The sequence below is a fragment of the Candidatus Leptofilum sp. genome, from assembly GCF_965223525.1.
Lineage (GTDB): Bacteria > Chloroflexota > Anaerolineae > Promineifilales > Promineifilaceae > Leptofilum.
Genome location: NZ_OZ245005.1, coordinates 1,583,470 through 1,600,911, shown reverse-complemented (window position 1 = coordinate 1,600,911; position 17,442 = coordinate 1,583,470). Strand labels below are relative to the sequence as shown.

Annotated in this window: 15 protein-coding genes; 12 read left to right on the top strand and 3 right to left on the bottom strand. The window is 52.4% G+C overall.

Translation table 11 applies throughout. The features are described 5' to 3' along the window. Positions 1-104: 104 nt before the first annotated feature. A complete protein-coding gene (locus ACOQPM_RS23920; protein ID WP_420630908.1) occupies positions 105-608 on the bottom strand; it encodes a hypothetical protein in 504 nt (167 codons plus the stop codon). Between the two features lie 229 nt (positions 609-837). On the opposite strand from ACOQPM_RS23920, the gene ACOQPM_RS23915 reads away from it, so the two are divergent. The 12 genes from ACOQPM_RS23915 (at position 838) to ACOQPM_RS23860 (ending at position 13,433) form a co-directional block, all read left to right on the top strand. Continuing rightward, positions 838-966 (top strand): hypothetical protein, encoded by a 129-nt coding sequence (locus ACOQPM_RS23915; RefSeq protein WP_420630907.1) that lies wholly within the window; start codon positions 838-840, stop codon positions 964-966. A gap of 204 nt (positions 967-1,170) precedes the next feature. Then, positions 1,171-1,497, top strand: a complete 327-nt coding sequence (locus tag ACOQPM_RS23910) for a hypothetical protein (protein WP_420630906.1) — start codon at positions 1,171-1,173, stop codon at positions 1,495-1,497. A 406-nt stretch (positions 1,498-1,903) separates the two neighbouring features. After that, entirely contained in the window at positions 1,904-3,193 is a 1,290-nt protein-coding gene (locus ACOQPM_RS23905) for an adenylosuccinate synthase (RefSeq protein ID WP_420630905.1), read from the top strand. 97 nt (positions 3,194-3,290) lie between these two features. Beyond that, the gene (purH, locus tag ACOQPM_RS23900; protein ID WP_420630904.1) at positions 3,291-5,060 is read left to right on the top strand and encodes a bifunctional phosphoribosylaminoimidazolecarboxamide formyltransferase/IMP cyclohydrolase; all 1,770 of its coding nucleotides are present in this window, start codon (positions 3,291-3,293) and stop codon (positions 5,058-5,060) included. Positions 5,061-5,162: 102 nt separating this feature from the next. Next, positions 5,163-5,822: a hypothetical protein gene (locus tag ACOQPM_RS23895; RefSeq protein ID WP_420630903.1), complete on the top strand. Its 660-nt coding sequence runs from the start codon at positions 5,163-5,165 to the stop codon at positions 5,820-5,822. A gap of 118 nt (positions 5,823-5,940) precedes the next feature. Further along, on the top strand, positions 5,941-6,780 hold the full coding sequence (locus ACOQPM_RS23890; RefSeq protein WP_420630902.1) for an Npun_R2479 family HD domain-containing metalloprotein: 840 nt from the start codon (positions 5,941-5,943) through the stop codon (positions 6,778-6,780). Positions 6,781-6,904: 124 nt separating this feature from the next. Then, positions 6,905-7,765 carry a hypothetical protein gene (locus ACOQPM_RS23885; RefSeq protein WP_420630901.1) on the top strand — a complete coding sequence of 287 codons (861 nt, stop codon included), beginning with the start codon at positions 6,905-6,907 and terminating at the stop codon, positions 7,763-7,765. Positions 7,766-7,860: 95 nt separating this feature from the next. Further along, on the top strand, positions 7,861-9,756 hold the full coding sequence (locus ACOQPM_RS23880) for an ABC-F family ATP-binding cassette domain-containing protein (RefSeq protein ID WP_420630900.1): 1,896 nt from the start codon (positions 7,861-7,863) through the stop codon (positions 9,754-9,756). A gap of 230 nt (positions 9,757-9,986) precedes the next feature. After that, entirely contained in the window at positions 9,987-11,786 is a 1,800-nt protein-coding gene (locus tag ACOQPM_RS23875) for an FAD-binding protein (RefSeq protein WP_420630899.1), read from the top strand. An 81-nt stretch (positions 11,787-11,867) separates the two neighbouring features. Continuing rightward, positions 11,868-12,662 (top strand): succinate dehydrogenase/fumarate reductase iron-sulfur subunit, encoded by a 795-nt coding sequence (locus ACOQPM_RS23870; protein ID WP_420630898.1) that lies wholly within the window; start codon positions 11,868-11,870, stop codon positions 12,660-12,662. A gap of 12 nt (positions 12,663-12,674) precedes the next feature. Beyond that, positions 12,675-13,040, top strand: coding sequence for a succinate dehydrogenase, cytochrome b556 subunit (gene sdhC, locus ACOQPM_RS23865; protein ID WP_420630897.1), 366 nt, complete (start codon positions 12,675-12,677; stop codon positions 13,038-13,040). A gap of 66 nt (positions 13,041-13,106) precedes the next feature. After that, positions 13,107-13,433: a hypothetical protein gene (locus tag ACOQPM_RS23860; RefSeq protein ID WP_420630896.1), complete on the top strand. Its 327-nt coding sequence runs from the start codon at positions 13,107-13,109 to the stop codon at positions 13,431-13,433. 168 nt (positions 13,434-13,601) lie between these two features. On the opposite strand, the gene ACOQPM_RS23855 is transcribed toward ACOQPM_RS23860, so the two are convergent. Continuing rightward, positions 13,602-15,497, bottom strand: a complete 1,896-nt coding sequence (locus ACOQPM_RS23855; RefSeq protein ID WP_420630895.1) for a sensor histidine kinase — start codon at positions 15,495-15,497, stop codon at positions 13,602-13,604. 394 nt (positions 15,498-15,891) lie between these two features. Beyond that, positions 15,892-17,436 carry an acyl-CoA synthetase gene (locus tag ACOQPM_RS23850; RefSeq protein WP_420630894.1) on the bottom strand — a complete coding sequence of 515 codons (1,545 nt, stop codon included), beginning with the start codon at positions 17,434-17,436 and terminating at the stop codon, positions 15,892-15,894. Positions 17,437-17,442 lie beyond the last annotated feature (6 nt).

Here is a 17,442-nt window from a genome sequence, read left to right as displayed (position 1 = left end):
AAGATTGCAAAGTAGGCGGCGCGGCGAGGATGCCAAGCCGCAGCCGGGTGAGGTTTCACGCTTGCCGAAGACCGGGCCGCAGCAAGGGGGGCAACAAATCGTAACTAGACCACGACGAATCGCGCACCTGCAGTTGTAAACAGAATATCCGCCGGGCCACTCGCCTCAGGCGGCACAACAAACTTAACACCAACCGAAATGCCAAGACCATACTTTATTTCAATCGCTGGATCAATTTCCCAGCTATTGTACTCGTCAATAGATTGGCTATGGTTGCCACCACTTTCCAAAAGAGGGAGACCATCAAACGACTTTACTTTATTACGGCCATCATAAATATGAACGGCCGTAATCATCGTGAAATCCAACGGTTTTTCGTAAAAAACATAAACATTTTTCAACAACACTTTTTTCGGCCGTTGGGTGGAATCATCGTTATCCAAAGGGAGGCGAATGTTAGGAATTGAAAAATGGAACCAATTATCAGACCAACCCTCTCCCCAAAAATGTGCCCCCCATCCCTTTAGGTTAAAATTCTCAATGCGATCTTCATACTCTACACGCACTGATGTCCCGTGAACCCAAACCGTTGAATAATAATCATCCATTGCTAACCTCCTTTCTAAATGTATATTTCCTCATGATACATGAACTTGCAGAACACGCATAAAAGAGCAGAAAACGTTATTTGTTATCTGTTGCCTGTTAGTTGTTGAAACGGCCGTTTTTGAACGCAATCTAGCTCGAAAAGTGCCCAAAAGCTAGCGTCCCCTGCTATGGGCAGGCCTTCTCTGTGTGCTGTGGGCGGCGTCTTCGCCGTGCCATTTTTCGGCCTGAATGAATTGTGTGGTGAGCAGCGACTGTTTGGGTGAAACGGCCGTATCCCTCCTAACTTATGCTAAAATCCAAGCGTTCAAGATTGCGAAGTGGGCGGCGCGGCGGGACGCCGAGGCCGCAGCCAGGTGAGGTTTCGCGCTCGCCGAAGCCCACGCCGGAACAGGTGTTGAGCGTTTCACCCTGGAGCGGGAAAAGATGCAATTAGAAAATGAACGGGAAAGGATCGCCTTAACTAAAGAACAGCTTGAATTGAAAGAATTAGAAGAAAAGTTAGGCGTTGATCAACCATAATCTGATATTGAAGAAAGCGATATTTAATTTAGGAGGATGCTTATGAAACGTATTATTGTTTTGTTTTTACTAACTATCTTTGGCCTTGTTGCTTGTGGCAGCAGCTTGCCATCTGAGGCGAAAGATGCTATCGCAGAAAAATTGGGGGGGGCTTTTTCGGATCCGAATTACAATTTTGAGGTTATTTCAGTAGAAAAAGCGGAACCAGCAAACCCAAGGGTAGATCAATCATTATGTGTTGTAATCAAAGTGACTGAGACCGGAAGTATTAAGAACTATATTACAAGTAGAATCAATCTTAGTTGGTCTGCCGATACCTGGAATGAGACCACATTTTTAGAAAGAGGTTGTTCAAATTGGGGTGGGTGACTTCCTGCTGTGGGCAGATATTCTAAATCGCGGCTGTGGCTGGCCTGAATAGATTGTGTGGGAAATGGCCGTTTCCCTGCAAAGTAGGCAGCGCAGAGCCATGTCACAAGTCGAAGCGCAAAAAGAATCTTCGGCTACAAATTTGTTGGGCAGGAATTAGGCAACTTTGCCCAATTGAAAGGCTAACTTTTCTGCTATAATTTGTTCGCAATAGAGCAACTGCCTAATAACTGAATCAAGCAGTCCATCCTATTGCCAGAAATTACCGTCCGCACATTTGCTAATTAGATGCGGTAGATTCATGGCTATAAAAATACTTGATCGCAACTAAAATGTGCCCGACCACAGGGAAAATTCTCCCGGCTGGTCGGGTACATCTATTTTTGGCAAACTTCAGGAGGAAAACATGCCATTAGACATGATTATTGGCGCTCAATGGGGCGACGAAGGCAAAGGGCGCGTCACCGACATGCTGGCCGCCCAAACCGACATCGTAGCCCGCTACAGCGGCGGCGACAACGCCGGACACACGGTCACCGTGCAGGGAGACATTTTCAAGCTCCACCTCATCCCCTCAGGCATCATTCATCCCAACACCACTTGCCTCATTGGCAATGGCGTGGTGCTCAACCCAGCCGTTTTGCTACGCGAAATGGCGATGCTCACGGACCGTGGCATTGATGTTGGTTCGGCTAGGCTCAAGATCAGCCGTAACACCCACCTCATTACTCCGGCGCATATCGCCTTGGACAAAGCAAAAGAGGCGCGGCGCGGCAACGATGCCATCGGCACCACGCTGCGCGGCATTGGGCCAGCCTATACAGACAAGACCAGCCGCATCGGCCTGCGGGCTGAACTGTTTGCCAACCCGGAAGAGCTGGCCGACCAAATTCAGGCCCACATCGCTGAAAAGAATGAGGTGCTCACCAAAATTTACGACGCAGAACCATTGGATGCAGATGCGGTAGCGGCTGAGTATGCACAATTTGCTCAACAGTTGCGGGAGCATTTGGTGTATGGGTCTGTATTTTTGGATGCGGCTTTGAAAGACGGCCGTTCCGTCCTAGCCGAAGGTGCACAAGGCACATTTTTAGATTTGGATCACGGCACATATCCATTTGTTACCAGCTCTGCGCCAACGTCTGGTGGCGTTTTGGTAGGGCTGGGCGTGGGGCCACGCATGGTGGGGCGCGTCATCGGCATTGCCAAGGCATTCACCAGCCGCGTGGGTAGCGGTCCCTTCCCGTCAGAACTGGATGGTGAATTAGCGCACCGACTGCGCGGCACGGGGGATAAGCCGTGGGATGAGTATGGCACCACCACTGGGCGACCTCGCCGCGTGGGCTGGCTAGATTTGGTGATGCTGCGCCACGCAGTTCGCATCAATGGCCTCACCGAGCTGGTGCTGACCAAGCTAGACATTTTAAGCGGTCTGGATGAGATTCGCGTGTGCAACGCCTACCAATTAGACGGCGAAACGATTGATTTCTACCCTAGCGACATCCCCTCGCTGAGCCGCTGCCAAGCTGTGTATGAAACGCACCCTGGCTGGCAAGAGGATGTGATGGGCGTACGCGAATTGGCAAATTTGCCTCAAGCAGCGCAAGATTACATTCATTTTGTGGCCAAAGAGGGTGGGGTTCCAGTAACGGCCGTTTCCGTTGGCCCCGGCCGCGCACAGGTCGTTCATTTATAATTTTGGAAACTAAGGTGACTGTCACTGGCCTGCGTTGTTTGGTTATTGAAAAATTTTTCAGCCAGTGACAGTCACCTCCCACAGGAGTTCATTTTCGATGGCAACGAAGAAGCAAGCATTGCTTTCTGTTTCGGACAAAACCGGGCTAGTCGAGCTGGCCGAGGCACTCAACGCGCTAGATTATCAGCTCATAGCCAGTGGCGGCACCGCCAGCAAAATTCGTGAATCTGGCCTAACCGTGCAGGACGTGGCCGATTTGACCCAGGCACCCGAAATGCTGGGCGGGCGCGTCAAAACGCTGCATCCTGCCGTGCATGGCGGCATCCTCGCCCGCAATATTGATAGCGATCAGGCCGACATGAAAGCGCAAGGGTACAGCAACATTGATTTGGTCGTTTGCAATCTGTACCCATTCCAGGAGACCGTTGCCAAAGAAGGCGTCACGCTGCCGGATGCCGTGGAGCAGATTGACATTGGCGGCGTGACGCTGCTGCGCGCAGCCGCCAAAAATCATCTGCGCGTTACCGTTTTGTGTGACCCTGCAGATTACGGTACCGTGCTAGCAGAGCTACGCGGCCAGGGCAACACGACCCTCACCACCCGGCAAACGTTGGCGCTGAAGGCTTTTCAACACACGGCCGTCTACGACACCACCATCGCCAATTTCCTCCGCCAACAGTTCCCCCATAGCCAAAGTCAGCTCACCCTGCGTTACGGCATCAATCCACACCAGATACCTGCCCAGGTTTACACCATGCAAGGGAAACTGCCCTTAAAAGTGCTCAACGGCTCACCAGGTACTATCAATTTGCTGGACGCCCTCAGCGGCTGGCCGCTGGTGCAAGAACTAAAAGCAGCACTGGATTTGCCTGCGGCCGCCTCGTTTAAGCACGTTAGCCCGGCGGGAGCGGCCGTGGCCGTACCGCTAACCAAGCAAGAAGCTCGCGCCTGCTTTGTGGACGATTTGCTGGAGGAGCTGACGCCGTTGGCTACCGCCTACGCTCGGGCGCGTGGTGCCGATCGCATGTCCTCCTTTGGTGATTGGGTGGCTCTGAGCGACCCAGTGGACGTGGTGACGGCGCGACTTATCGCCCGCGAAGTGTCTGATGGCGTGATTGCACCTGGGTATGAGCCTGACGCATTGGAAATTTTGCAGAAGAAGAAAAACGGCCGTTACCCCATCATCCAAATTGACCCAACTTACCAACCACCACTGCTGGAGCGGCGCGAGGTGTTTGGCATCACCTTTTCCCAGCGGCGCAACGACGCCGAAATCAATGCCTCGCTGCTGCTGAACGTGGTTTCTGCCAGCCAGGAACTGCCAGACAGCGCCCAGCGTGACCTCATCGTGGCCACCATTGCCACCAAATACGCCCAGTCGAACACCGTTTGCTACGCGCTGAACGGGCAGGTGATTGGCTTGGGCGCGGGGCAGCAGTCGCGCATTCACTGCACCCGGCTGGCAGGTGACAAGGCGGATAATTGGTGGCTGCGCCAGCACCCGCGCGTTCTCAGCTTCCAGTTTAAAGAAGGCACGCCCCGCGCCGTGCGGAACAACGCCATTGATCTGTACGTTTTGGATGAGATTGGTGAGGTGGAACGGCCGTCCTGGGAAGCTCTGTTTGAGAAAGTGCCCACCCTGCTCACCGCTGCAGAACGACAAGATTGGCTGAATCAGCTACAAAACGTGGCGGCCAGCTCCGATGCCTTCTTCCCATTCCGGGACAATATTGACCGATTGTACCGAAGTGGGGTTAAATATGTGGTGGAACCGGGCGGCTCCGTACGGGATGAAGACGTGATTGCCGCTGCCGATGCCTACCACATGACACTCATCTTCACCGGCCTGCGCCTGTTCCATCATTAAAATTTTTGCCACAGGCTTGTGCTGAGCGAAGCCGAAGTAGAGCACAGAGGAAAAAGAGAATATTCTCCGTGAAGCTCTGTGTTCCTATTTTTCTAGATTCTTATGCAAATAAGACGACTCATTTTCTTGCTTCTCGCTCTTTTGATTGTGTTGCCGTTGGCAAGCTGTGCTGCTGCGCCATCAGAAGATGTCGCCACGCAAGAGCTTTTGTTGGAAACGGATTTTAGTGAAATTGGCAGTTGGCCGGAAATGCTAGATGTAGAAAGCGGTACGGCCGTTCAGCTCACCAATGACGGCTATGAACTCAGCTCCAACTCAGCGGCGTACGTGTGGGGGTTTGGCCAGGAAAAGTATGAGGATGTGGTGTTAGAAACGGCCGTGCGCCAACTCTCGTCCGAACAAAACAATGCCTACGGTCTGGTGTGTCGCGCCAGCGACGCCGACAGTCGCAATGGCTATTATTTCCTCATCAGTGGGGACGGCTTGGTTTCGATTCGCCGAGTTGAGCGCAACCTCTCATCCCCCATCGTAGATTGGACACCGCACAGTGCCGTGCGTCAGGGAGCGCGCACCAACAGTTTACGCGCCATCTGTGCTGGTGACTACTTAGCACTTTATGTCAATAATCAACTGGTCGCTGAGGGGGAAGACGGCCGATTCTCATCAGGTCACCTCGGCTTTGCCGCCAGCGGCTCAGAGGATGGCTCAGTCCAAGTCGCCTTTAACACCCTCTCCGTGCGCGCCGCAGAAATTTCACAATAGCCCCTCCCTACTGTCAACCATTTTTCACCCATAATTTGCCCCATTTGCTAGACATTCCCCCTGTTGGGTTGTATCTTAATAAAACCTTGCGACCTAAAATCCAAATGGAATTATCACGATGCTTAATTTGCAGAGCCTAATGATCGAACATTTTGTGAAAGCCCTGAAGGATGCGTACCAGCAAACCTACAGCCTCATGGAGCCACAAAACGCTAACATCCTGGAATGGACGGGGCGGTTGGCGCTGGAAAATATCGCCAATTCAGATGCGCTTTATCACAACGTGGATCACACAATCATGGTGACGCTCGTGGGGCAGGCCATCCTCAAAGGTAAGCATCTCTGCGAAGGCGGCATCACGCCCAGCGATTGGCTGCACTTCATGATGGCTCTGCTGTGCCACGACATTGGCTACGTCAAAGGCGTCTGCCTTCAAGACAAAAATGGCAGATATGCCACTGGCATCGATGGTGAAACCGTAGAGCTTCCCTTTGGCAGTACCGACGCCGCCCTTACGCCTTACCACGTCAATCGCAGTAAACTGTTTGTAACGGAGCGTTTTGGCAACGCCTTGGTCAGCCAAGTGGATGCCAAAACCATCGCCAGCTACATCGAAATGACCCGCTTCCCCGTGCCCAGCGACGATCCATTTTACAAAGAGACCAAAAGCTTTGCGGCGCTCGTTCGGGCAGCGGATTTCATTGGGCAGCTAGGCGATCCTGATTATTTACGCAAAATTCCGGCACTTTTTTATGAATTTGAAGAGACGGGCGAAAATGTGCGTATCGGCTACACCAGCCCCGGCCACATGCGACAAAACTTCACCAAGTTTTATTGGAATGTGGTACGGCCGCATATCCAAGACGCCCTCCACTATTTACGCAAAACCCAAGAGGGCAAGCAGTGGATCGCCAACCTGCATTCCCACGTCTTCGATGTGGAGCACAGCGAAATTTAAGTCAGGGGGAACTGAACCATCCTAACCCGGATAAACCAGAAAGATTTTTGCAGCGAATTAACGCGAAAAAGAAATTCGTGAAAATTCGCGTTAATTCGTTGCTAAATAATTGGAGGCATAGACAATGGACATCACACTAGCAGACGAACGTGCCTTTTTGCTCAAAGAACAGCTTAGTTTGGAACAAGCAGAAGGTCGCGCCTGGGAGAAGAAGGTAGACGCATTCGGCCGTATGGTGAAGGTAGCCAGCTTTTTACAGCGCCCCAAAGACAGCGATTTTGAACTCATCTATAAAGAGCATCGCTACGAGCCATTTTGGCACATTGTGTGCCGCGCCCGGTACGTTTACGAGCGGCGGCGAGAATACCTCATCACCCTTTCTGGCAATGAAGTTCGGTCGGTGAGTTTAGATGAGAAGGAGTTTGTAGTGCGGGACGGCCGTATCCACCTCACCCTCACTGAACATTGCCGCGAAGAGCCCGAGCGCATCCGCTTCATCAACGGCTACACCAACCAGCCAGATGACACCCTCAACCAATACCTCAACCACCCCGCTAACGAAGTGCCGCCAGAACATTTGGAAGAGCTGGGCAAAAAAGGTGCCATTGTTGTGCCTGCCCAGGCGCGTGCCTCCGCCATCGTTCGCGATGTGCTGCTAGAAGTGCTCAAAAGCATTCAGGCAGACACCATCCTGGAAGACGCCGTTGAAATTGCCAATGTGGATTTGTATTATCATCCTGTCTACGCCTTCCAATATCGTTGGAAAAGCAAGCAAAAAGAGGCCATCGTGGAGTACGATGCCGTCACCAGTGAGCTACGCACCGACGGCAAAACGTTCCAGCAATACATGGGCAAGCTCCTCGATCCTGAATTCTTGTTTGATGTGGGAGCCGACACTATAGATTTACTCGTGCCAGGTGGCGGACTTGCTGTTAAACTCGCCCGCAAAGGGCTGGATGTGGCACGCAACCGCAGCACTCCCTAAACAAAAACAATCCGCAGATTTCGCAGATTAACGCAGATTTGTTTCTTTCAATCTGCGTTAATCTGCGGATAAATATTTCTCGTTTGTAGTAACTCATGAATCTCGTTCGCCTTGATAACGTCACCCACCATTACAGCGATCGCATCCTGTTCGATTCTATTAACCTCCTCATCAACGAGGGGGATCGCATTGGGCTGATTGGGCGCAACGGCTCTGGCAAGACCACGCTGCTGCGGCTCATTGCTGGCCTGGAAACGCCAGCCGACGGGCAAATCACCGTGTGGGGCGGCGTGAGCATTCAATATTTGCCGCAGGAACCGGATTTGCCGTTGGAAACGGCCGTTCTCGACTACATCTTTCAAGGCGACGCTCCCCAACTGCGGCTGCTGCGCCAGTATGAATTTGTTAGCCAATTGCTGCAAAATGACCCAACCGATGCCGACTTGCAAGCCCAATTTGCCCAAGTTACCCAGGAAATGGACAGAACTCAAAGCTGGCAAGCGGAAGCCGAAGCCAAAGCGATTTTAACGCGGCTGGGCATTACCCACTTCCAGGCCAAAATTGGCACGCTCAGCGGCGGGCAGCAGAAGCGCGTAGCCCTGGCGCGTGGCCTCATTGCCCCGGGCGATTTGCTGATTCTGGACGAGCCAACCAACCACATTGATGCCGAGACGATTAGCTGGCTGGAGCAATTTTTGCTCAACATGCCCGCCGCCCTGCTGATGGTGACGCATGATCGCTACTTTTTGGATCGCATCGTCAACAAAATTGTGGAGCTGGATCGGCGGGAGTTGGTGAGCTATTCGGGGAATTACGGCCGTTACCTCCACCAACGCGCCGCCCGTGAAGACCAGCTAAAAACGGCCGAAAGTAAACGACAAGCCCTGCTGCGCCAGGAACTTGCTTGGCTACAGCGTGGCGCACAATCCCGCACCACCAAGCAAAAAGCCCGCAAACAGCGCATCGCCGAGCTGCAAACCATCAAGTATGACAAAGGCGACCAGCGGGTGGCGTTGGCACTGGCCAGTCGGCGGCTGGGCAAGCGGGTGCTGGAAGCCACCAATCTCAGCAAAAGCTACGGTAAACTCACCCTGTTTGAAAATTTGGATTTGCAGCTAGACTCCGGCGACCGTATCGGCATCATTGGGCCAAACGGGGCGGGCAAAAGCACCCTGCTAGACGTGCTGGCCAGCAAAACCGCGCCAGACAGCGGCGAGGTACGCTGGGGCGAAACCGTCGAGCTGGGCTACTACGACCAGCAAAGCGAAGATTTGCAGGACGACAAAACCTTGCTCGATTTCATCAGCGATCTCGCCCCGCTTATCCGCACCAAAGACGGCGAACGCCTTGAAGCGGCCCAAATGCTGGAATGGTTTCTCTTCACCCGGCCAGAGCAGCGTGCCAAAATTGGCAGCCTCAGCGGCGGCGAACGGCGCAGACTCTACCTGCTGCGAACGCTGGTGCGCCAGCCCAACGTCCTCTTTTTAGACGAACCCACCAACGACCTGGATGTGCAAACCCTCACCGTGCTAGAGCAGTTTCTCGACCAATTTGCCGGTACGCTGGTGGTCGTTAGCCATGATCGATACTTTTTAGACCGCAATGTAGATTTTCTCATCAGCTTTGAAGATGGCGTTTTAGGCACGCGCTACCCCGCCCCCTACGAAACTTACCAGCGACTCCGCGAACAAGAAGCCACACCCACCCCCAAACCAACCACCAACAAACTAGCAACTAACAAACCAGCCTCTTCTCCCCGCCCCCGCAAGCTCACCTGGAAGGAACAGCGCGAACTAGAAACGGCCGAATCCACCATAGAAACGCTCACCGAAAAGATCGCCGCGCTCTCCGCCCAAATCAACGACATTGGCTCTGATTATGAACGGTTGCAACCATTGGTGAATGAACTGGAGCAGGCCAAAGAAGATTTGGAAACGGCCGAACTGCGCTGGCTGGAACTCACCGAAATTGCCGAAAATAGCACATCATAATCAGTAAATCGTTGCCTCTGCACATAATTTCCCCAGTCGCCGTAGATTGTCATTGTCAATACATGACCTCTGACACTGTTCGATTCCCCTCAAAATGTTGACCATAGGGACTGTATTTATTCATAGTTAGCTGTCCCTTGGCGTAAACAACAAAAAACACCCGTTTTTATGCAGTTGAGGCAGTAAACCATTGTTGATTATCTAAAATAGTTGAAGAGGATAGAAATCTCATGGCAGAAGCAATTACCCATGATGTCATTATTGTTGGGGCTGGCTTAGCAGGCACCTGGGCAGCCATGACGGCTGGCAAGATGGGTGTCAAAGATATTGGCGTCCTGTCCAAAATCCACCCGCTGCGCTCACACAGCGGCGCGGCGCAAGGTGGCATAGCCGCCGCGCTGAGCAACGTGCGCCCTGTAGCCGACACTGGCCCACGTGGGCCGCTGGAGCCAGTTCCCACCGGGGCAGAAGCACCGGACAGCTGGGAACTGCATATGTTCGACACGGTGAAAGGTTCAGATTGGCTAGGTGATCAAGACGCCATCGAAATTATGGTGAAGGAAGCACCGGAGATCATTTACGAGTATGAGCATATGGGCTGCGTGTTTAGTCGGTTGGAGGACGGCCGTATCGCCCAGCGGCGGTTTGGCGGTCACAGTTCCCCCCGCGCCAACTACTCCGCCGACTACACCGGCCACGTGCTGCTGCACACCATCCACGAACAGGCACTGCGCCACGGCGTCCACTTTTACAGCGAATGGTACTGCCTGGACTTAATACTTGAAGACAACGTTTGTCGTGGGGTGGTGGCTATGGACGTGTTGACGGGTGAACTGCACGTAATGCGGGCGAAGGCGGTGATGTTTGGTACGGGTGGATACGGCCGTGCCTGGAAAATCACCTCCAACGCCACCGCAAACACGGGTGATGGCGTCGCCATCGCCTACAACGCTGGCGTGCCGCTGATGGACATGGAATTTGTCCAGTTCCACCCTACCGGGCTTTACGGCAAAGGCATCCTCATGAGTGAAGCGTGCCGAGGCGAAGGCGGCTACCTTCGCAACAGCGACGGCGACCGCTTCATGGAAAATTATGCGCCTGGGCAAATGGAGCTCGCCCCACGTGACCTCGTTTCCCGTTCAGAGCAAACCGAAATTGAGTCAGGTCGTGGTGTTGGTGACGATAAGCAAGGTATTTATCTGGACATGACCCACCTCGGTGCCGAAAAGATTTTGGAACGGTTGCCCCAAGTGCGTGAATTGGCTCTGGAATTTATGGGGGTTGACATTATTGAGCAGCCAGTTGCCATCCAGCCAACGGCACACTACAGCATGGGCGGCATTCCCGCTACCTCTGAAGGGCAGGTCATTGCCGATGCAGACAACACGCCAGTGGTTGGTTTCTATGCGGCTGGTGAATGTGCTTGCGTGAGTGTACACGGTGCAAACCGGTTGGGAACCAATAGTTTGTTAGGGGCATCGCTCTTTGGACGGCGAGCCGGACGCACCATCGCAGAATTTATTCAAAATGGTGCAGAACTGTATCCGGTAAATAGCGACCCGATTGCCAAAAACCAGGCGCGAATTGATCGCTTTACAGATGATTCGCTGAACGGTTCGGCTGAGTCGGTTGCCGAAATCGCGCTTGAACTGAAGTCGCTGATGACCAATAAATGTGGCGTATTCCGTGATGAACAGCGGATGCGTGAAGCGTTAGCAGAAGTGAAAGCATTGCAAAAACGTTTCAAGAACGCACGCATCATGGACAAAAGCAAGCGATTCAACACTGATTTGCTGGCAGCGATTGAAACCGATCATCTGCTCACATTCAGCGAGGTAATTGTGGCCAGCGGTTTAGCCCGTTCAGAAAGTCGCGGGGCACATTCCCGCACCGACTTCCCCAAGCGGGATGATGAACAATGGCTGAAGCACACGCTGGCACACAAAAAAGAAGATGGCGCACCAGATTTGAGTTACAAAGATGTAACGATTTTCTGGGATCGGTTCCCACCGCAGGAGAGGAAGTATTAAATTGTGAATTGTGAATTGTGAAGACTATTTTTACTTCACAATTCATTATTCATTTCCCCATTGTTTAAACGGAGAAATGATATGGTACAAAATGGACAAGCAAAAACAGCAACCGTCCGCATTCAGCGGTTTAATCCCGATGTAAACAGGAAGCCGTATTTGGATGAATATACAATTGAAGTCACGCCGGAAACCACAATTTTAGACGCACTGGAAACGATTAAGTCGTTTCAGGATGGTAGCGTCACGTTCCGGCGTTCGTGTCGCCATGCTATTTGTGGCAGCTGCGCGATGAATATTAACGGCAAGAATATGTTGGTGTGCAACCAGCCTTTGCGTGAGCATTTGGACAGAAAGGGGCGGGTGACGATACGGCCGTTGCCCTACCTACCGATCATCAAAGACCTCGTTGTGGATCGCTCAGTATTCTGGGAACAATATATACGCGTAAAGCCATGGCTAGTGCCACCAGAGACCGTGCCAGAAAGAGAGTTCCGCGTCTCTCCAGAGGAGGTCGCAGCCCTGAACAATGCCGAAAAATGTATTATGTGCGGGGCTTGCTACTCAGCCTGTACCGTGACGGCAATGAGCAAAAACTACATCGGCCCAGCGGCACTGCTAAAAGCCTTCCTCCGCATTCTAGACCCCCGCGACAGCATTCCGGCCGAGCGGCTAGCAGAAGTTGGCGGCGATCAGGGCGTTTACCGCTGCCACACCATTTTCAACTGTATAGATGCTTGTCCCAAAGGCTTGGATCCCACAAAAGCAATTGAAGCCATGCGCGGCTTAGCAATGAAGCGAATGGCATTTGAAGAAGCTCGCCAAGCGCGTCAGGAAACCATTAACGAACCAATTCCGCTGAACGTGATTCGGTAGCAGGAGATTCTTATGTATAAAACGACAGGGTTTATCAGTTTTATTTTGCGGCGCATTTCTGGCGTGGCGCTGGCAATCTATCTATTTATGCACATTTGGGTCATTGGCTCCGTAAACGCCGGGCCAGAGGCATTTGATGCCCGAATGGCCGTCGTGAATGCACCTATTTTCAAACTGCTAGAGGTGTTGCTACTGTCGGCGGTTATCTATCACGGTTTTGACGGCATTCGGATTTTGATTGTAGATTACTTCCACATTACCGAATACCGTAAAAGCATGTTCTACGCCATGTTTGCCACCTTCATCCTGGTGCTAATTGCTGGCGGTGTGCCCATCATTTTGTTTTTCCTGGAAGAAGTCGGCGCAGCAACTCATTAAGAAAACAGGCTCCTCTGAAAAAAAAGCGGAACACAGAGTTACACAGAGAAAACACGGAGAAAAGAGATGCGAGTATACAGAATGCAGCGAATTAGCGCGGTTGCGTTGATATTTTTTATGACAGTACACATGGTTGTGGTGCATTATCCACCCGGCCATATTGACTTTAGCCGGATTATTGAGCGGATGGCAAGCCCCGTCTGGAAAGCAATTGATATTGCCTTCCTCTTTTTTGTATTGATGCACGCCTTGACGGGGGTTTACGTGGTGTTGACTGATTCAGATTCAATTGCCCAATACAAAAAGATTTTGGCTGGAGCCGCCGCTGTGCTGGGTGTGGTAGCCTTCATTTACGGCACAATGACTGTACTGGCTTTCCAGCCACCTGTGTAAATAACTCATGTTACGCACTTCGTCTAGGGAGACTACAAAAGTCTTGGTCGTATTTCAGGCGGTTGCCAGACTGAGTAAGACTTTTGTAGTCTTGGACTGCGTAACATGAGTAAATAATCCTTCCGCAGGTTCTATCTGGAGAACAAGCCTGCAGGAGGTTGGCTGTTTTCATTTCTTCGTGGTGCGCCTTGGTGTTTTTGTGGCTGCTGTGCGTTTTGGGTCATCGCCGTTAGCTTGTAAATTCGGCGATAGTCCATTCTGAGCAAAGGGAAGCGTGAAGTAAAAGGTGCTGCCCTCTCCTGGCTGGCTTTCAACCCAGATACGGCCGTTATGTGCCTCCACAACCATCTTGCAAAAAGATAAACCCAGCCCGGTTCCCTGCCGCAGGGGCTTGCCGTTTCCATCTCGCACCTGATAAAATTTGTCAAAAATCTGGCTGCTCACCGACGGGTCTATCCCCTCACCATCATCAGCAACTGCCACCATCAGCTTATTGCCAATCTGTTGTGCCCGCAACGTAATTTGTCCACCCGATTCCGTATACTTCAGAGCGTTACTCAGCAAATTGTCCAGTACCCGGTCAATCAGATCGGCGTCAATGACGACGGGGGGTAAGTTTTCCGGCAGTGCAAGGGTGAGGTGTTTTTGGCTAGAAACGATTTGTGGTTGGAAAACGGCCGCTTTCTCCTGCAAAAGTTCAACCAATGAATTCTCAGATGGGTTCAACCGTAACTGCCCTGCCTCCAACTGCGCCACGTCCAATAGCTGATTCACGAGCTGTAGCAAATCTACTGCCGAGCGATTAGCCGCCTGCACAAACCGCTGCCGCTGCGCCACTTTAGACTCATCCTGGAGCGTCCGTTCCAGCAAATCGAGGCTAAGGTTGAGCGTGGTGAGCGGCGTTCGCAAATCGTGGACAATCATGTCGGTCAGGTCGTCACGCAGGGCTTCGGCAGCTTTCAGTTCCACATTGGCCTGGGCTAACTCGTTCGTGCGGCGCAAGATCAGCCTATCCGCGCGGTTGACGATGACCATCAGTGCGCCAAAGAGCGTCCCCATGGCCAAGCCAGATGCCCACAGTCCGGTAATGCGGGCGTTGATCACCATTTGCGTCATGTCTGGTAGCTCAGTAGGCAGAATGCCTGTCTGCATCAAAATTGCTTCAACTTCACGATAGATGCCTTTTTGCACAAATTCGGCCACCAAATGGGAAGCCCATAGTGCCAGTGCAGCCGTGGCAATCAGCCCAATCGCCAGGTAGTAGTAGGTTAGCCGAAAGCGGCGAAGCTGTTCATACGATTGAATGAGAACGGCAACGGCCGTAATTGCCCCCATGAGTAGCAGCAGATGGTACAGCCACCAACTGAGCAGCCACAAATCGAACAAATGCATACTCACCGTGCCGATTGCCAGCCAAACAGAAATCAAGACCATCACGGCATCAACCTGGTCTTGGGTATGCCGCCAAACCTGCCACAGCGCGTAAGCGGCGGCACTCCAGATGGTAAAGGTAAATAAGAAGGCTACCAGCGCATGCCAAGGATTGGCCACATTGTCAATGGCTTGCAACCAGCTAGGGCGAAAAAAGACGATAAGGGCAAAAACGGCCGTAAAAACCCCCGCCGCCACATGGGTTGATCGAACGCGATCTGGAGACAATGGTCGTCCAGGCCGATCTTGGGCGGCAATGAGAAAAATCAGACCACCAATAGAAAAAGTAAACCAGGATGCCCAGCGAATGCCGGGATTAAGTTCTGTCGTAATAACGTTTGGGGTAAGTATGCCGTGGATAAAAAAGAGGCTCCCCATGACCACAAACGCCGTCGCCAGCAGACGATGACGCGGCGCACTGTCCTGACCCAGCACCAACCCAACCAAGTAAGCTGCGACCACCGCCGCAAACGTAAAAAATGTAACGATGTGAAAATGAAAGACCGGGGCTTCAAAGGTAGGATCGGCAGCGGGAACCAAAGCAAAAAAGATTAGCCCGCCAATTGGAATAAGAATTGAGGCGGCGATGATGCTTTTTTTTATGGACATGGACGGCCGTTCTTTTTTCTCCATTACGCCACAGACTACTTAACAGGTGGGTTTCGTTACAAAACAGTTACGGAACTCACAATATTTTCATGTTAGGACTTACGCATTTGGCTAGACTACAAAAGTCTTGGGCTAATGATGTGAAATCCAGTGTGAACAAGACTTTTGTAGTCTTCATTGCGTAAGTCCTGATGTACGAAGTTGGCTGGACTGTATTGTAGATGAGAAACGGCCGTTTCCAGATAAAAATAACGAGAAAAAGCCCAATTTCGGTAGGGGCAGACCCCCGTGTCTGCCCAAGTTTGGGCGCACCCCTGTGTGCGCCCCTACCATTACCCGTTTTATTTTTTAAACACCAAAAAGGAGGGGGGATCAGATTCCCTCTCCCTTTGGGGGAGGGTTAGGGAGGGGGATGCGTTTATGTTTCAGAGAATCTGCTTTGCAGCTCCCGCTTGAGGATTTTCCCCGCGCCGGAGATGGGTAGCTCCGGCATAATTTCGACACGCTTTGGCACTTTGTACGGTGCTAAATTATCCCGCATTTGCTGCATGAGGTCCTCGGCTGTCGTCGTTGAATTTGGCCTCAGGACGACGCAAGCCAAGCCAACCTCCCCCCACTTCGGGTCTGGCAAGCCCACCACGGCACACAGTTGCACATCAGAATGCGCGTACAGCACCTTCTCAATCTCCGCTGGATAGACGTTTTCACCGCCAGAAATGTACATATCCTTTTTGCGATCTTTGATAGTGAAATACCAATCGTCATCATAGAGAGCCAGATCGCCCGTGTGGAACCAGCCTTCGTCGTCAATTGCTTCGGCGGTGGCTGCTGGATTGTTGAAGTAGCCAGAGGAGGCGCTGGGGCCTTTTAGCACCAGTTCGCCAATCTGGTTGGGGCCGAGGGGCTGGTTATTGTCGTCCACAACGCGGGCATCCACATAAAAGTTGGGGCGGCCAATGCTGCCTGCCTTGCGAATAGCGTCTTCGGCGGCCAGAGCAAAGATGCCCGGGCCAAACTCCGTCATGCCGAAGCCTTGCTTGAACTTGATTTTCTTTTCGCGGGTGTATTTTTCTACCAGCGGCACGGGCAGCGGGGCGCCCCCACTGGTGCAAAAACGGAGCGAGGTGAGTACGGCCGTTTCCCAATTCTCAGCCTGCGTCAATAGCTGATACATCGTCGGCACGCCCGCAAAGACCGTCACCTGCTCACGAGCAATCAAATCCAGCACCTGCACCGGATCAAACTGGCGAACCAGGATAACAGTGCCGCCCAAAATGATTTGCGGCAGGGTGTACACAAACAGCCCGCCCGTGTGGAACAGCGGGAAAACATTCAGGTACACATCGTCGTGGTGCAGATCGTGGATGACGGTGTTGAGCGTGTTCCAGGCGATCATGCGGTGGGAAACCTGCGCCGCTTTGGGCAGTCCCGTTGTGCCGCCCGTGAAGATGAGGGCGGCAATGTCTTCTTCGGTGAGGGTTGGGGTGGTAACGCTTGTTTCTGCCCCAGCTGCCATCGCTTCTGCAAACAAAACGCTACTCGGCACGCCCTCCCCCTCCAAATGCACAAAATGGGTCAGCGATGCCGCTTGTGGGTCATTTTGCAGATGGGTCACCACTTCGCTGAACTCGTCTGAATAGATGAGCAACTTGGGCGTGGTGTTGGCCATGATTTCGGCCAATTCACGCCAATGCAGCTGCCAATTCAAGGCCGTGTGAATAGCACCCAGCTTGCCGCAGGCAAAAAAAGTATCCAGATGCTCCACGCCATCCCGCGCCAAAATTGCCACGCGGTCATCTTTGCCAATATTTGCCTCAAATTGCAGCCAATTGGCTAATCGGATGGCTCGCAGGTTCATTTGGGAATAAGTCAGACGCAATTCTGGCTGCTTGCCCGCATCTACAATTGCCAACTTGTCTGGCGAATAAATTGCCCGTCGTCTCAAGTAATCGCCGATGTACATTTTTCC

What these genes read in the sequence shown, in the direction of transcription:
- ACOQPM_RS23920 (WP_420630908.1), bottom strand. Translation starts at nt 608, where the DNA reads ATGGATGATTATTATTCAACGGTTTGGGTTCACGGGACATCAGTGCGT.
- ACOQPM_RS23915 (WP_420630907.1), top strand. Translation starts at nt 838, where the DNA reads ATGAATTGTGTGGTGAGCAGCGACTGTTTGGGTGAAACGGCCGTATCC.
- ACOQPM_RS23910 (WP_420630906.1), top strand. Translation starts at nt 1,171, where the DNA reads ATGAAACGTATTATTGTTTTGTTTTTACTAACTATCTTTGGCCTTGTT.
- ACOQPM_RS23905 (WP_420630905.1), top strand. Translation starts at nt 1,904, where the DNA reads ATGCCATTAGACATGATTATTGGCGCTCAATGGGGCGACGAAGGCAAA.
- purH (WP_420630904.1), top strand. Translation starts at nt 3,291, where the DNA reads ATGGCAACGAAGAAGCAAGCATTGCTTTCTGTTTCGGACAAAACCGGG.
- ACOQPM_RS23895 (WP_420630903.1), top strand. Translation starts at nt 5,163, where the DNA reads ATGCAAATAAGACGACTCATTTTCTTGCTTCTCGCTCTTTTGATTGTG.
- ACOQPM_RS23890 (WP_420630902.1), top strand. Translation starts at nt 5,941, where the DNA reads ATGCTTAATTTGCAGAGCCTAATGATCGAACATTTTGTGAAAGCCCTG.
- ACOQPM_RS23885 (WP_420630901.1), top strand. Translation starts at nt 6,905, where the DNA reads ATGGACATCACACTAGCAGACGAACGTGCCTTTTTGCTCAAAGAACAG.
- ACOQPM_RS23880 (WP_420630900.1), top strand. Translation starts at nt 7,861, where the DNA reads ATGAATCTCGTTCGCCTTGATAACGTCACCCACCATTACAGCGATCGC.
- ACOQPM_RS23875 (WP_420630899.1), top strand. Translation starts at nt 9,987, where the DNA reads ATGGCAGAAGCAATTACCCATGATGTCATTATTGTTGGGGCTGGCTTA.
- ACOQPM_RS23870 (WP_420630898.1), top strand. Translation starts at nt 11,868, where the DNA reads ATGGTACAAAATGGACAAGCAAAAACAGCAACCGTCCGCATTCAGCGG.
- sdhC (WP_420630897.1), top strand. Translation starts at nt 12,675, where the DNA reads ATGTATAAAACGACAGGGTTTATCAGTTTTATTTTGCGGCGCATTTCT.
- ACOQPM_RS23860 (WP_420630896.1), top strand. Translation starts at nt 13,107, where the DNA reads ATGCGAGTATACAGAATGCAGCGAATTAGCGCGGTTGCGTTGATATTT.
- ACOQPM_RS23855 (WP_420630895.1), bottom strand. Translation starts at nt 15,497, where the DNA reads ATGGAGAAAAAAGAACGGCCGTCCATGTCCATAAAAAAAAGCATCATC.
- ACOQPM_RS23850 (WP_420630894.1), bottom strand. Translation starts at nt 17,436, where the DNA reads ATGTACATCGGCGATTACTTGAGACGACGGGCAATTTATTCGCCAGAC.